Annotated in this window: 16 protein-coding genes; 3 read left to right on the top strand and 13 right to left on the bottom strand. The window is 68.8% G+C overall.

Features of this window, described 5'->3' with window-relative positions; translation table 11 throughout:
- Window positions 1-458 precede the first annotated feature (458 nt).
- The gene (locus tag L3Q65_RS35790; protein ID WP_237597664.1) at window positions 459-1,256 is read right to left on the bottom strand and encodes an ESX secretion-associated protein EspG; all 798 of its coding nucleotides are present in this window, start codon (window positions 1,254-1,256) and stop codon (window positions 459-461) included.
- An 11-nt stretch (window positions 1,257-1,267) separates the two neighbouring features.
- Complete coding sequence (locus L3Q65_RS35785) at window positions 1,268-2,170, bottom strand: hypothetical protein (protein ID WP_237597663.1); 903 nt, start codon at window positions 2,168-2,170, stop codon at window positions 1,268-1,270.
- Between L3Q65_RS35785 and L3Q65_RS35780 the strand changes: the two genes are divergently transcribed.
- Window positions 2,144-2,659 carry a hypothetical protein gene (locus tag L3Q65_RS35780; protein ID WP_237597662.1) on the top strand — a complete coding sequence of 172 codons (516 nt, stop codon included), beginning with the start codon at window positions 2,144-2,146 and terminating at the stop codon, window positions 2,657-2,659. The genes L3Q65_RS35785 and L3Q65_RS35780 overlap by 27 nt on opposite strands.
- A gap of 3 nt (window positions 2,660-2,662) precedes the next feature.
- Here L3Q65_RS35780 and L3Q65_RS35775 read toward each other — a convergent pair whose 3' ends face one another.
- From L3Q65_RS35775 to L3Q65_RS35735, 9 genes are all read right to left on the bottom strand, one after another.
- Window positions 2,663-3,274, bottom strand: a complete 612-nt coding sequence (locus tag L3Q65_RS35775) for a DUF3558 domain-containing protein (protein ID WP_237597661.1) — start codon at window positions 3,272-3,274, stop codon at window positions 2,663-2,665.
- Window positions 3,275-3,281: 7 nt separating this feature from the next.
- Window positions 3,282-3,689 (bottom strand): hypothetical protein, encoded by a 408-nt coding sequence (locus L3Q65_RS35770; protein WP_237597660.1) that lies wholly within the window; start codon window positions 3,687-3,689, stop codon window positions 3,282-3,284.
- A 238-nt stretch (window positions 3,690-3,927) separates the two neighbouring features.
- Complete coding sequence (gene rplI / locus L3Q65_RS35765; protein WP_009085244.1) at window positions 3,928-4,392, bottom strand: 50S ribosomal protein L9; 465 nt, start codon at window positions 4,390-4,392, stop codon at window positions 3,928-3,930.
- Window positions 4,393-4,406: 14 nt separating this feature from the next.
- Entirely contained in the window at window positions 4,407-4,655 is a 249-nt protein-coding gene (gene rpsR / locus L3Q65_RS35760; protein ID WP_009085242.1) for a 30S ribosomal protein S18, read from the bottom strand.
- Between the two features lie 34 nt (window positions 4,656-4,689).
- Window positions 4,690-5,220 carry a single-stranded DNA-binding protein gene (locus L3Q65_RS35755; RefSeq protein WP_037809077.1) on the bottom strand — a complete coding sequence of 177 codons (531 nt, stop codon included), beginning with the start codon at window positions 5,218-5,220 and terminating at the stop codon, window positions 4,690-4,692.
- A 29-nt stretch (window positions 5,221-5,249) separates the two neighbouring features.
- Window positions 5,250-5,573 (bottom strand): 30S ribosomal protein S6, encoded by a 324-nt coding sequence (rpsF, locus tag L3Q65_RS35750; RefSeq protein ID WP_093572314.1) that lies wholly within the window; start codon window positions 5,571-5,573, stop codon window positions 5,250-5,252.
- Window positions 5,574-5,674: 101 nt separating this feature from the next.
- Window positions 5,675-6,595 carry a hypothetical protein gene (locus L3Q65_RS35745; protein WP_182892972.1) on the bottom strand — a complete coding sequence of 307 codons (921 nt, stop codon included), beginning with the start codon at window positions 6,593-6,595 and terminating at the stop codon, window positions 5,675-5,677.
- A 129-nt stretch (window positions 6,596-6,724) separates the two neighbouring features.
- Window positions 6,725-7,666: a hypothetical protein gene (locus L3Q65_RS35740; RefSeq protein WP_182892971.1), complete on the bottom strand. Its 942-nt coding sequence runs from the start codon at window positions 7,664-7,666 to the stop codon at window positions 6,725-6,727.
- Window positions 7,667-7,801: 135 nt separating this feature from the next.
- Entirely contained in the window at window positions 7,802-8,626 is an 825-nt protein-coding gene (locus L3Q65_RS35735; RefSeq protein WP_182892970.1) for a hypothetical protein, read from the bottom strand.
- Between the two features lie 116 nt (window positions 8,627-8,742).
- On the opposite strand from L3Q65_RS35735, the gene L3Q65_RS35730 reads away from it, so the two are divergent.
- The gene (locus L3Q65_RS35730; RefSeq protein ID WP_037809070.1) at window positions 8,743-9,516 is read left to right on the top strand and encodes a deoxyribonuclease IV; all 774 of its coding nucleotides are present in this window, start codon (window positions 8,743-8,745) and stop codon (window positions 9,514-9,516) included.
- Window positions 9,517-9,570: 54 nt separating this feature from the next.
- On the opposite strand, the gene L3Q65_RS35725 is transcribed toward L3Q65_RS35730, so the two are convergent.
- Complete coding sequence (locus tag L3Q65_RS35725; RefSeq protein ID WP_237597659.1) at window positions 9,571-11,142, bottom strand: glycosyltransferase family 87 protein; 1,572 nt, start codon at window positions 11,140-11,142, stop codon at window positions 9,571-9,573.
- Window positions 11,143-11,177: 35 nt separating this feature from the next.
- Entirely contained in the window at window positions 11,178-12,245 is a 1,068-nt protein-coding gene (locus L3Q65_RS35720) for an ROK family transcriptional regulator (protein ID WP_237597658.1), read from the bottom strand.
- A gap of 57 nt (window positions 12,246-12,302) precedes the next feature.
- Between L3Q65_RS35720 and L3Q65_RS35715 the strand changes: the two genes are divergently transcribed.
- Window positions 12,303-13,361, top strand: coding sequence for a Gfo/Idh/MocA family oxidoreductase (locus tag L3Q65_RS35715; RefSeq protein ID WP_182892967.1), 1,059 nt, complete (start codon window positions 12,303-12,305; stop codon window positions 13,359-13,361).
- Window positions 13,362-13,364: the final 3 nt, after the last annotated feature.

The raw sequence follows: 13,364 nt of genomic DNA, 5'->3' as shown, positions 1-13,364 counted from the left end.
GGTCCCCCGGAAGGACGAGCGCAAACCCGGGTGTTGACCGTGTTGTGGATAACCTGTGGATGACTGGGGGCAACGAATCACAGGTATCCGTGAGCCTGTGGACAAAGTGGGGACAGTGCAGATCGGCTTCACTGAACCCGCAGGTCAAACCCTGTGCAGAGACTGTGGAGAACTTCGCGAAAACTCGTCCGGCGTGTCGTGTCGAACTGGTTCTTCGGCGTGTCGCACCCAGGTTGGTCCACCGCCCTGTGGATGGTTGCTACGCACGGTAGATCACCGACCCGATGGGCTGAACGAAGGAGAATTCCCCACGCGGCCTATCCGATGGCTGCGCACAGTGAGCGATCGAGCAAAAGCGCAGGTTAACCGCGTGCAAACGCGAAACCGGGTGAGGTTCACCGGCCGGACACCTCACGGTGCCGTGCCGGGAACCCCACCCGGAGTAACGCTCGGGGCGCTCAGCCCAAGGCGCTTTGCGCCTGGCGGAGCCGTTCGGAGACCGCCTGCCTGGACCACGGCGTGTACACCAAGATGGATTCGCGGCCCGGCCGCTCCTCCATCAGCCAGCGCCCTTCGTCGATGTCCACGAAGTTGATCGGCTTGGGAATTCGCCTGCGTGCGCCGCTTGCCGTCCTGGCAGCGACGTACAACGTGCCATTGCCGATCCGCGGTGCCTGCATGATCCGCTGGATCTCTTTCAGCGGCGAGGCTTGGTGGTTCCGGCTACGGTCGCCGACCATGATCGAACTCCGCTGCTCGCCGGAGTCATTGGCTCGCCCGGTCTCGAATTCCTTGCGGTCGACAAGCAGGGCTTGGCCAGGCGGCGTTCGAGCGGTCGGAACGATGTCCAGGAAGGTCTCGAGGAGCAGTTCCGGCCGTTGCCGGGTGACCGCGACCGTCGGCTGGCGGCCGACCCTGACCAGTCCGAAGCCGCCGCCGTTGCCACTGCCCACCAGCGCGGAAAAGTTGGCCGGGCTGCCGTCTTCGAACTGGCCGTCAAACCAGCCGTAGTACTCCAAATGCGGCCGCGAGATGGAGTCGATCAACGCGAGCAGATCGCGGTCGATCCCCCGCGGCCCCATCAACCCTGCCTGCTGCAGACCTGCATTGACCTGTTCGTCCAGCTTGCGCTGGTCCTCTGGCACGTAGAACGCGGCCGTCTCGCCGATAACCTTGTGCGGCTCCGCGCCACGTCGCCGGATCAGGTTGCAGAGCGTGTAGGCGGTGAAGGTCACGGGCCGGTCGAGAGTGATCACGTCGCCGATCCTCATTCACCGATGACCGGCGGAACGGTCATCTGGTCGGAGCCGAAGATATCGTTGCCGTCCTCTTCCAGCAGGTACTTGGTCTGGTGCTCCTCGTCCTCCTGGCCCTTTCCGCCCTTGGCTCCGCCGCCCATGCCGCCCATGCCTGCCGCACCGGCCTTGCCAGCCGCACCGGCGCCACGCATGCCGCCCGCCGCTGCGCCACCAGCGCCTGCGCCTGCACCGGCACCGCCTGCCGCCGCACCGGAACCGCTGCCGCCGGGTCCGAAGCCCGCACCGCCGAATGCGCCTGGTCCGAAGGCAGCACCGGCACCGCTGCCGCCGCCGCTTCCACCGCCGTACCCGCTGCCGCCGCCGGTCGGGCCGAACGTGCTCGGGTCGAACTTCGCCGGGTTCGTGGTCGGCGGCGTCCAGCCCGAGGTCTTCGTGCCGTCGTCAGGCGGGGTGAACTGACCTGGCCCGCCGGGACCGCCCGGCGGGGTGAACTTGGGCGGCTTGTAGTTGCCGCCGCCGCCACCGCCCGGCGGGGTGAACTTCGGCGGGTCCGTTTTCGGCGGGGTGAAACCGCCGCCGCCGACACCGCCCGGCCCGCCGCTGAATCCGCCGCTGCCGCCGGGACCGGTGCCAGGGCCGCCGCCGTACTTGCCGGGGTCGGTGTTGCCGTCCGAGATGTTGTTGCCCTGCCAGACGTTGTACTGCGGCATCCCGCCGGCGTTCTGGGAGCTCGAGCCGTAGTACGCGGTGTAGGCCTGGACGTTCGTCTGGCTGTTCTGGTTGTACTTGTCGATCTCGTCGTCTTTGTCGCTGAACGGCTGGTGGTCGTACCACTTCATTTCAGGCGGGTCTTTGGGCAGTTCCTGGACCTTGCCGTGCACGTCGTGGAACGCGTCGACCTGGTTGGTCATGAAGGTCTGACTCGTGCCCAGATTTTTGGCAGAGTCGTCGTGCCAGATCTTGAGCGCATTCGCGCCCGACTGGGCCGCGCCTGCGCTGCTGCCCTGCCAAGCACTGTTCATTTTGTTGTTCAGCGCTTCGATTTGCTGAGAACGACCGGAGTGCAGCTTCTGAAGCGCGTCGGCTGCGCTCCTGCCGCCGTCGAGCGAACTGGTGTTGCCTTTGCTGATCTTCTCGTAAATCGTGTACGCGTCGATCGACCCGCCGCCGACGTTCGCTTGGGCATGTTCGGCGTGCGGCCCGCCGCTGAAGATGCTGGATGCCGCACCGACCAAGCCGCCGACTACACCGCCGATCACTGCCCCTTCCGGCCCGAGCACGGCACCGTAGGCGGCACCGACTACCGCACCCTTAGCAGTGTTCTTCAGCGTGCTGCCAGTGCTGTTGTCCTCATTCCCCATAATGAGAATCTTCCTTCCGGGCCTGCTACAGCCGTGTAGCGATCAAGACTCTGTCTTGAGGTGGTTGATCATCGCGGTGCCGATCTTGGTCAGCGGCTCGCACGGGTTGTCGAGGTTTTTGCCCTTCGTAAGGGAATCGACGATGACGACAGTGAGCTGATCGGTGACGCCGATGACGAGATCACATACGCCGTTCTTGCGCGAGTCGCGCTCAGCCGTGAAAACCGCTGGGTAGCCACTGATCTGGGTCGGCTCGAAGTACGCCTGGCGGGATTTCGTCGCGTAGGTGTCGGCGAGGCCGTTCTTGTTTTGAGGGACCGGCGCGAGAGTGACCCCGTTCGCCTTGAGGTCCGGGTCTGAGGACTGCCAGTCGCACCCGCGCGGCGTGATGTCGTTGAGCTTCCCGGGCGAGGCGAGGCCGACGGCATTGGCGTCGTCGCCGAGGGCCGAGCACGGATCGGCGAGCAGCTTCTCGGTCGGAAGCGGCGCCGGGACCTTTGGCACGCCGTTGCTTGACGAGTTGTCGGGACTCGACGAGCTGGGGTTGCCGGACGCGGGGGGCTCAGCAGTACCGCCGGTGCCGCCGCTGCAGGCGGTCAGCAAGCTGAGGGCTACGAAAGTGCCGGCAGCGAGCCGGGTGATGTGTTTTGGCATGTGCTGATCAGAGCCCACTCTGTGTCTGCTTCTTCATCTCTTCGGCATTGTGCAGCTCGGTTATGCTGATCTTCTTCTTCGCCGCGGTGAGCGCATCGATGAAGTTCTGTGTGTACGTGACCATGTTCTCGTGCTCGGTCAACAGGCTCTTCCCCGAAGGGTTGGCACCCCGTTCGACGAAGGTATGGCTGGCCACTTCGTCGGCGGGCGGCGTCACCGTCGCGATGATCTCGGCGTGCTGGCGGTCCTTGGTCAGGTCGGTGAGCAGGTCCTGCCACTGCTTGATGACTGAGTCGACCTCGTCCTCGGTGAACTTGTAGCCGCCGGCCTTGCCGTAGCTGCCCACCATGATCGGCGGGACTGGGGGCACCTGCGCCCCCGAGTTCGCACCGGATGCGGGAGATCCTTCAGGCATCTCGCTAGCCCCCTTATAACCCATGCCTCGCTCTTCCCCGGCGAGATCAGCATCTTGGATGTTAACGCACCCGAGTTGGTTCCCGCTCGCTGTTGGCAAGTTCGCTGGAGGGCTTCTGAGCTGGGGACCTGCGGTAGTTCCACGGTCGGCGGGTGCGCTCGAGCCGGGTGGCCGAAGAGGGTGAAAACGAAACCGCCCCCGGGAGAATCTCCCAGGGGCGGTTCACGGAAAGGATCCGTCAGTTCGCGGCCACAGCCTTGACCTCGAGGCGGAGGTCCACCTTCACGTTCGGGTGCAGGCGGGCGTTGACCGAGTGCTTGCCGACCGTCTTGATGTGGTCGCGCAGGTCGAGGACGCGCTTGTCGAGCAGCGGGCCGCCCTGTGCCTTGATCGCGTCGACGATCTCGCCGGCGGTGATCGAGCCGAAGAGCTTCTTCGAGCCGGCCGCGGCCTTGCCGGTCAGCTGGATCGCGCCGAGGCCCTCGAGGGTCGCCTTGATTTCCTTGGCGTGGTCGAGGTCGCGGATGCGGCGGGATTCCTGTGCGCGCTGGATCGTGCGCACGTTCTTCTCCGCGCCCTTGCTGGCCACGATCGCGTAGCCGCGCGGCAGCAGGTAGTTGCGGGCGTAGCCGTCCTTGACCTCGACGATGTCGCCGGGGCCGCCGAGGTTCGCCACGTCGGTGGTGAGAATGATCTTCGCCATGACTAGTGCTCCCCTCAGCGCGCGGTGGACGTGTAGGGCAGCAGAGCCATCTCGCGCGAGTTCTTCACCGCGATGGCGATGTCGCGCTGGTGCTGGCTGCAGTTGCCGGTGACGCGACGGGCACGGATCTTGCCGCGGTCGGAAATGTACTTCCGCAGCAGGTTGGTGTCCTTGTAGTCGATCGTCTCCGGGCGGCCCTTCTTCTCGGCCTTGCAGAACACGCAGACCTTCTTCTTGGGCTTGCGAATGGGTGGCTTGGCCACTGTTGTACTCCTGGAATTCTAGAAAGAGATGAGATCAGAACGGGGGTTCGTCGGAGAAGCCTCCGCCGCCACCGCCCGCGGGCGGGGCCGAGCCCCACGGGTCGTCGGCGGGCGCGCTGTTGCCGCCGCCGCCGCGATTGCCGCCGCCTCCGTTGAAGCCGCCGCCTCCGCCGCCGAAGTCACCACCGCCGCCGCCACCGCGGCTGACCTTGTTGACCTTCGCCGTCGCGTAGCGCAGCGAGGGGCCGATCTCGTCGACCTCGAGCTCTACGACGGTGCGCTTCTCGCCTTCCTTGGTCTCGAAAGACCGCTGCTTCAGCCGCCCCTGCACCACCACGCGGGCACCCCGCGTGAGCGACTCGGCGACGTTCTCCGCCGCCTGCCGCCAGATGTTGCAGCGCAGGAACAGCGCCTCGCCGTCCTTCCACTCGCCGCTCTGGCGGTCGAGCGTGCGCGGGGTGGACGCGACGGTGAAGTTCGCGACCGCCGCACCGGACGGGGTGAAGCGCAGCTCCGGGTCGGACGTCAGGTTCCCGACCACGGTGATGACGGTGTCTCCAGCCACGGATGGCGTCCCTTCGGATCGGGCTCGGATCAGGCCTTGGCGGGCGCGGGCTTGGCCGCGGCCTTGACCTCGCGGCGCATGACCTTGGTGCGCAGCACGGTTTCCTGCAGCGACAGCTGGCGGTCCAGTTCCTTGACGGCCTCGGCCGTCGAGTTCAGGTCCAGCAGCGCGTAGATGCCCTCGGCGTTCTTCTTGATCTCGTACGCCAAGCGACGGCGGCCCCAGACGTCGACCTTCTCGACGCTTCCGCCCGAAGTGCGGATCACGTTGAGGAAGTTGTCCAGCGTGGGCGCGACCGTACGCTCGTCGAGCGTCGGGTCCAGGATGACCATTACCTCGTAATGGCGTGACATAACCACTCACCTCCTATGGGCTCGCGGTCACGGCGGTTCCGTGACAGGAGGGTTTGTCCAGGTAAGCGTACCCGGCGGGTCCGACAGTCCGGTGCGGCGGGTCAGCTGACGCGGCGCAGCACCCAGGTGCGGACGAGCCCGGCGGTGACGCCGGCCAGCACGATCACCGCGAGCAGCATCGGCAGCTGGACGTCCGAGGCCCCGCCCTGGCTCGCGAGTGCCTCGGCGTTGCCCGCGTTGCGGATGTCCGGGCCCTGCTGGCCCTGCGGGTCCTGTCCGGCCGACGGCTGCTGCGGCAGCGCGCCGGAACCGGGCAGCGTGCCGTACCGCGCGCCGGGCGCGATGGCGGTGCCCAGCACGCCGGGGTTGCCCGGGGTAGCGGTCGGGATGTTGCCGTAGTCGCGCGGCGGGGCGATCCCGGTCGAGCCCGGCTGGTAGTTGCCGAGCGGGTTGCCGCCGCCGTTCTGCGCGGGCGCGCTGCCGTTCTGCTGGGTTCCGCCGTTCGACGGGGAACTCGGGGACGACGGCGCCTGGTAGTTGTTCGCCACCGTGGTGAGCCCGCACGCGGACGCGACGCCGCTGCGAATCCCGTTCAGCACCTTGGTCTTGGTGTCCGGCAGGACGCCGAGGCCCCACTCGTTCTTCAGCGCGTCCGAGACGACCTGGCCGATCGCGCCGCCGCTGATCGTGCCGCCCGCGGCGTTCGGGATCGCGCCGACCTGCAGGTTGCCCTTGTTCGCGATGGCGTTCGCCAGCGAGTCCGGCCACACGGTGGCCAAGCTCCAGAACGTCACCTGGTCCCTGGCCGACTGGCGGACGATCTCCTTGACCGCCGAGCCGGGCACGGCGACCGAATCGCCCATGCCGCCGGTGACCGAGCCCTTGCACTGGTTCGCGAGCGTGGTCGCCGCGGACGCGGTGCCGGTGCCCAGGAACGCGCCGCCGGTGAAGAGGGCGGCGAGAGCGGTGACGGTGAGTGCTCGACGGGTTCGCTTCCAGGTGGGGATGTTCCGCACGAGCACTATCCTCCGGGGTCCGCGGGCATGGTTCGTCGCGTCAGGAACAACGAACGGACTCCGGTAAAGATACTGGCGCTGTGACAACAGTGCGGCGAAGCCGCTCGACTGAGGGTGGTGGCGGGGCGGGGCGGGCTAACCTGCAGCGGCCATTCGGCGGAGCACCCAGGTGCGGACCAGGCCCGCGCTGACTCCGGAGAGTGCCAAAACTGCCACCAGAACTGGCCAGTCCAACCCGTTCGTGTGGTTACCGCCGGTGCCCGGCAATGCTTCGGCGTTACCGGCGTTCTGGATCGTGCGGTCGCCGCCTGCCGAACCGTCCGGGTTCGAAATGCCGTATTGCGGCGCGTAGCCCGGGATCTGGCTGCCGTAGCGCAGCGAGGGCGACGGGCTGAACAACCCGGCCATCGCCATCGGGATGCCGCTGTAATCGCGCATCGGCGCGTATCCGGTGTTGTAGCCGTACGACAAATTGCTGAAGTTCGGCAGGAAGGCCGAGAACGGCGCGGCCCCGCCGCCCGCGCCGCCGTAATCGCCGAGCACCGGGCTGGTCGAGCCCGGCATCTGAGACTGCTGGCCCGGCGAGCCGCCCTGCTGCGGGCTGCCGTTGTTTCCGCCGGACGGCGGCTGCTGCGGGTTCGGACCCGGGTTCTGCTTGCCCGGCTGGCTGCCGGTGAAGCCCTGGCCGACGGCGGCGACGCCCTGCTGCACCGCGTTGGTTCCGCCCGCGACCGCGCCGTTGACCGCGCTCGCGACGGGCGCGCCGACCACCGGGACCGGAGAGACGACGGTGTTGACCACGTTCACCGTGACCTTGCAGACCGTGCCGAGCACCGTGTTGATGGTGCCGGTGAGCACGCCCGAGACCTGGCCGACGATGCCGAGATCAATGGGGAGGCCGAGCAGCGGCGTGGTCGCCTGGACGTGGTCGCCCGGTTTGGCGGTGATGGTGGAGCCGCAGGTCGCGGTCAGCGTGTCCGCCGACGCGGTGCCTGGTGCGGCGAGCGCGGCCGAGCCGGCCAGGACGAAAGCGGCGGCGCCCACCGCGGTGGCCCTCCGTGCCCGGTGCTGCTGCATGGCCGTCGACCCTTTCGCCGAGTCCCGCTGTACCTGCCTTGCTGAGGACAACGACGGTAACGAAGACGAGTAACGCCCGCCTCCCCTCCGAGGTCAGGCATTCGGGTGGAAGCGGGCGCTACTCAGGGTGAGAGTTCAGGCGGGCTTGCGGCGCAGCCACGCGCGCACCAGCGCGGCGGCCACCATCGCGAGCGCGAGCACGGCGATCAGCAGCGGCAGCCGGGCGGGCGGGTTGGCCGCGGGCAGCGCCTCGGCGGTGCCGGACTTCTTCGCGTCGACCGTCGGCACCTGGTCCTGCGGCAGCTGGCCGGGCACGACCTGGGTGACGATCGGGGCCTGCACGAAACTCGCCGGGAGCATCGCGGCGCCGGTGAAGATGCCGGACACCGAGTCGAGCCCGGACAGTCCGCCGCCAGAGGTCACCGGGCCGAGCGTGTCGCCGCCGGGGACGGGCTGGCCCGGGCCGCCGGGGCCGGGAGCCGGGGACGGCGGGTTGGGCGTGGGGTTCGGTGGCTTGGGTGTCGGCGGCGGTGTGGGAAGCGGGGTTCCCGGCAGTCCGCCGACGAGTCCCTGGGTCGCGTTGCCGACGCCATTCGCCGCGGCCTGCACCATCGGGCAGGTGTCCTTCGCGGCCGTTTCGCCGACCACCGGGACCTCGCCGACGCCCAGCGTGCGGACGGTGTCGCCGACCGGGAGCGTGAGCAACGTGTTGTTGCCGTCGGCCTGCTTCGCCTTCGAATCGAGACCAACAGTCACCCGGTTCGGCGCGTTGAGCGGAGCGCCCGCGTCGAGGGCGAGGCCGGTGCCGTTCTTGCCGTTCTGCAGCGTGGATTCGCAGTCGCCGCTCACCGTCGGGTTCGGGTCCGCGGACGCGGTGGCGGGAAACGTCAGAACCGCGGACAGCAGCGGCGCCGCGAGCGCGACCCCGAGTGCGGTCATCCGTCCAGCGCGCTTCCGCATGCCTTCCTCCCCCGACTTGCTCACTCCGAATGGATCACGGAACGCGCTCACGGTACTCCACGAGCGTCACCAACTCGGGCGGAAGGGGCAGATTCGCCCGGTAGTAGCGTCAGGGCATGCAGATTGGCGCCCATGTCCGCGACGACGATCCGCTGGCCGCCGTCGCCGAGCGAGAAGCCGACGTCGTCCAGTTCTTCCTCTCCGACCCGCAGGGGTGGAAGGCACCGAAACCGCATCCGCACGGCGAGGAGATCAAGGCCTCCCCGGTCGAGGTGTTCATCCACGCGCCGTACCTGATCAACGTCGCGTCCAAGAACAACCGGATCCGCATCCCGTCCCGCAAGAACGTCACCCAGCACGCCGACGGGGCCGCCGCGATCGGCGCGAAGGGCCTGATCGTGCACGGCGGGCACGTCGGCGCGGGCGACGACGTCGAGGAGGGCTTGGTCAACTGGCGCAAGCTTTTCGAGCGCGAGGCGGAAAAGGGCGGCTTCGCGGTGCCGATCCTGATCGAGAACACCGCGGGCGGCGACAACGCGATGACCCGCGAACTCGACGTGATCGCCCGGCTGTGGGACAAGGTCGGCGAGTTCGGCGCGGGCTTCTGCCTCGACACCTGCCACGCCTACGCGGCGGGCTGGGATCTCGCGACCGCGGTGGAGAAGGTCAAGGCCATCACCGGCCGGATCGACCTGGTGCACTGCAACAACTCGCGCGACGAGCACGGTTCCAACCGCGACCGGCACGCGTCGGTGGTCGACGGCGACGGCACGATCGAACCGGAACTGCTCGCCGAGGTCGTGCGCCAGGCGGGTGCGCCGGTGGTCGTCGAGACGCCGGGCGAAGGCCAGGCCGCCGACATCGCCTACCTGCGCAAACAGCTCGCTTGAGGTCCGGGAAGGACTCCTTGGGGAATCAGGTTCCCGGAAGGAGTCCTTCCCGGATCACGAGACCGGCTGCTGGGGCTGCGGGCGCGAGCGGCGGAAGGACGCGAAGACGACCTTGTCGCGCGCCCGTTCCAGCACGCCGCCCGCCGGGTCGTCGTCGCCGGAAAGCCGGACCAGGTCGGTGCGCGGCCGGTAGATCTCGCGGAGCACCAGCACGCACAGCCCGACGACGGCGAGGTCGCGGATGACCACGCCGCCGAGGAACCAGCCCGCAGGCAGTCCTTTGTGGTCGACGCCGAGGTAATAGAACATCCGCGGCGCCCACACCGCCGCGTCGATGACCATCCAGCCCAGCAGCAGCCGCCAGCGCGGGATCGCCAGCACCGCCAGCGGGACGAGCCACAGCGAATATTGCGGGCTCCACACCTTGTTCGTCAGCAGGAATGCCGCCACGACAAGGAAAGCCAGCTGCCCGAACCGCGGCCGCCGCGGCGCGGTGAGTGCGACGTACGCGATTCCCGCGCAGCAGGCCAGGAACAGCACCGCCACGACGATGTTCAGCACGGTCGGCGTCTGTCCTTTTTGGAGCACGCCGTCGAAGCCCGCCCAGCCGGTGGCGTAGGAGACCACGTTGTAGAGCGAATCCGGGTCCATCGGGCGCAACGTGTTGAGCCGGAAGAACTCCCACCAGCCGCGCGGCGCGGCCACGATGAACGGGACGTTCACCACCAGCCAGGCCAGCACGGTGAACGCCGCGGTCCGGCTCCACGCGCGCAGTTTCCCGGCGCGCAGGCACAACAGGAACAGCACGCCGAGCAGCAGCAGCGGATACAGTTTGGTGGCGACGCCGAGTCCGAACAGGACTCCGGCGACCTCGGGGCGTTTTCGCGACCACGCCAGGATCCCGGCGGCGGTGGCCGCGGTGGCGAGCGCGTCGAAGTTCGTAAAGGTATGGACCAGTACCAGCGGCGAGATCGCGACGAGCACCGCGTCCCACGGCCTGCGTTTCGTGGTCCGCCCGGTCGCCCACACGGTGACGAGCCAGGCGAGCGCGAGCCAGAAGGCGGAGATGTTGAAGTAGATCGCCACCGGCAGCGCGCCGGGCAGCCAGCCCGCGTTCGCGACCGAGGTCCACCCCGCCGCGAGTTTCGCGTTGATCCACTGGAACAGGCCGGTGACCACCGGGTACTCCATGTACCGGGTCTGGTTCTCCGCAGTCTGCGAATCCTCCTGCCACGACGTGACGTAAGGGAAGGTCTTCGCGTCGTCGAGCTTTTCCGAGCTGTAGAGCGGGACGATGTCGGAGTAGCACATCGCGACGAACGGACGGCCGGAGCGCCAGTCGAGCTGGTGTACGCCGTTGGAGTCGCTGTACTGCTGAATGCACGACGCCTTGCCGAACCAGCACACCACGAGCGCGAGCACGGCCATGGCGAGCCCGACGCGCTGCGGCGACCAGAACCACTGCCTGCCGACCGCCGCGTGCGTGCCGATCGGACCTCCGACGGGTCTCGTCGCCGCGGCCACCAGCGGGTCGTGCCGGCTGGGGGCGATCCGCTCCGCCGGGGTGAGCGTGCGGGGAGCCGAATCCGGCTCTTCGGCGGCGGCGGGCTGGGAGACGCGGGACACGTCGGGATGCTATCGGTCCGCGGGTGGGGTGCCGGTCATTTCGGATCCTCGTAAAACCCGGCAAGCACCTCGAAAGCGGCGCCGAGGGCCACCGCCTCCTCGTCGAGGTCGCTCAATTCGACGTCGATGCGCTGCCAGTACGGCACCGGCAGCAGGTCGCGCAGCTGCTGCGAAACCGTTTCGCGGTAGACCTCGGGCGCGCCGCGGACGGTCCGTCCGAACAGGACGATTCGTTCGAGATCGAGCACCTGCACCAGGTCGGCGAGCCCGATGCCGAGCAGCCGGGCGGCGTCGTGCGGGGTGCCGGCGGCGCGGTGCATGACCTCGACGCAGCCGCGGCGTCCGCAGGCGCAGCGCGGTCCGGCGTAGGCGATGGTGGTGTGGCCGAACTCACCCGCGTTGGTGCGCGGGCCTCGGTAGACGCGTCCGTCGATCAGCAGGCCGACCCCGATTCCGGTGCCGACGAGCACCACCGCGGTCGCGGCCGAGGTTTCCTCCGGCCAAGCGTGCGCGAACGCGGCGGAGTTGGTGTTTTTGTCCAGCGTGACCAGCAGACCGGTGCGTTCGGCGAGCAGATCGCGCAGCGGGACGTCGTGCCAGCCGGGCATGTTCGTGGCGTCGCGGACGCGGCCCGCGTGGTGGTCGAGCGGACCTACCGCCCCCACGCCGAGGCCGAGCACGCGCGCCGGATCGACGTCGGCGAGCAGTTTGCGCACGCCGTCGGCGATCGCGGTCACCGCGGCTTCCGGGCCGAAGCCGATCGGCAGCGGGCCCTCCACGATCTCCTCGACCTCGCCGGTCAGTCCGGTGCGCAGCACGAGAAAGCCGTCGCGGTCGAGCTGCGCGCCGAGTGCGCAACGGGCTTCCGCGCGCAGCCGCAGCATCGTGCGCGGTTTGCCGACCCCGGCCGCGGGTGCGCGTTCGACGTCCAGCAGCCCTTCCGGAAGCAGGTCGGACACGATTTTCGACACGGCCTGCTGGGTCAGCCCGGACCGCTGCGCGAGCTCGACCCGGCTCAGCCCGCCCGCGCGCAGGATGTGCCCGAGCAGCAGCGCGCGGTTGTGGCGTCGCAGCCCGCGCAGGTTGACGCCGGTTTCCGCCATCGGCCGATCATCTCGGACGGGTGGCCTATTACGCAACAGTGTTGTTTAATGGGAGTCATGGCTGATGACGCGCGGGTCGGCATCCTCGGGTACGGGATCGGCGGCCGGATCTTCCACGCGCCGCTGGTCGCGGCGACCCCCGGCCTGGTCCCGGCCGTGCTCGTGACCGCGAACCCGGACCGTGCCGCGCAGGCGCGCGCCGAGCATCCCGGAGCCGAGGTGGTCCCGGACGCGGACGCGCTTTTCGCCCGCGCGGGTGACCTCGACCTGATCGTGGTGACCACCCCGAACCGCACGCACGTGCCGCTCGCCCTCCGCGCGATCGAGGCCGGGCTGCCGGTGGTCGTGGACAAGCCGTTCGCGCCGACCTCGGCCGAAGCGCAGCAGGTTGTAGACGCGGCGAAAGCCAAGGGCGTCGGCCTCACGGTTTTCCAGAACCGCCGCTGGGATTCGGATTTCCGGACCGTCGGCAAGGTGCTCGAATCCGGTCGCCTCGGCACCGTCTTCCGCTTCGAATCCCGCTACGACCGCTGGGTGCCGAAGATCAAGGACAACTGGCGCGAATTCGGCGACCCGGCCGAGGCGGGCGGTCTGCTCTACGACCTCGGCGCGCACATCGTCGACCAGGCGCTGCGACTGTTCGGCCCGGTTCGCGAGGTGTACGCGGAGGTCGACCGCCGCCGCCCCGGCGTGCAGGTGGACGACGACGTGTTCGTGGCCCTGCACCACGTGAACGGCGTGCGATCGCACCTGTGGTCGTCCGCGCTCGCCGGCACCCGCAACCCGCGCTTCCGCGTGCTCGGCGACCAGGCGACGTTCACGAAGTACGGCCTCGACGTCCAGGAACCGCAGATCAAGGCCGGTCTCCGCCCCGGCGACGACGGCTGGGGCGTAGAGCCGGAAAGCGACGCCGGCCTGCTGGGGGTGAACGACGACACCGAAGCGGTGCCGACCGAAACCGGTTGCTACGAAGCGTTTTACGCCCAGGTCCGGGACGCGCTGCGCGGCGAGGCGGATTTCCCGGTGGACCCCGCGAGCGCGGTCGAGGCGTTGCGCGTGATCGAAGCCGCGCACCGCTCGGGTGCCGAAGGCCGCGTGATCACGCTCGGCGGCTGAGAC

Origin of the sequence: Amycolatopsis sp. FU40 (genome assembly GCF_021903635.1) — a bacterium.
Lineage (GTDB): Bacteria > Actinomycetota > Actinomycetes > Mycobacteriales > Pseudonocardiaceae > Amycolatopsis > Amycolatopsis dendrobii.
This window is presented reverse-complemented; position numbering and strand designations above follow the sequence as displayed.

What these genes read in the sequence shown, in the direction of transcription:
- rpsF (WP_093572314.1), bottom strand. Translation starts at nt 5,573, where the DNA reads ATGTCACGCCATTACGAGGTAATGGTCATCCTGGACCCGACGCTCGAC.
- L3Q65_RS35730 (WP_037809070.1), top strand. Translation starts at nt 8,743, where the DNA reads ATGCAGATTGGCGCCCATGTCCGCGACGACGATCCGCTGGCCGCCGTC.
- L3Q65_RS35775 (WP_237597661.1), bottom strand. Translation starts at nt 3,274, where the DNA reads ATGCCAAAACACATCACCCGGCTCGCTGCCGGCACTTTCGTAGCCCTC.
- L3Q65_RS35715 (WP_182892967.1), top strand. Translation starts at nt 12,303, where the DNA reads ATGGCTGATGACGCGCGGGTCGGCATCCTCGGGTACGGGATCGGCGGC.
- L3Q65_RS35770 (WP_237597660.1), bottom strand. Translation starts at nt 3,689, where the DNA reads ATGCCTGAAGGATCTCCCGCATCCGGTGCGAACTCGGGGGCGCAGGTG.
- L3Q65_RS35785 (WP_237597663.1), bottom strand. Translation starts at nt 2,170, where the DNA reads ATGACCAACCAGGTCGACGCGTTCCACGACGTGCACGGCAAGGTCCAG.
- L3Q65_RS35720 (WP_237597658.1), bottom strand. Translation starts at nt 12,245, where the DNA reads ATGGCGGAAACCGGCGTCAACCTGCGCGGGCTGCGACGCCACAACCGC.
- L3Q65_RS35740 (WP_182892971.1), bottom strand. Translation starts at nt 7,666, where the DNA reads ATGCAGCAGCACCGGGCACGGAGGGCCACCGCGGTGGGCGCCGCCGCT.
- rplI (WP_009085244.1), bottom strand. Translation starts at nt 4,392, where the DNA reads ATGGCGAAGATCATTCTCACCACCGACGTGGCGAACCTCGGCGGCCCC.
- L3Q65_RS35735 (WP_182892970.1), bottom strand. Translation starts at nt 8,626, where the DNA reads ATGCGGAAGCGCGCTGGACGGATGACCGCACTCGGGGTCGCGCTCGCG.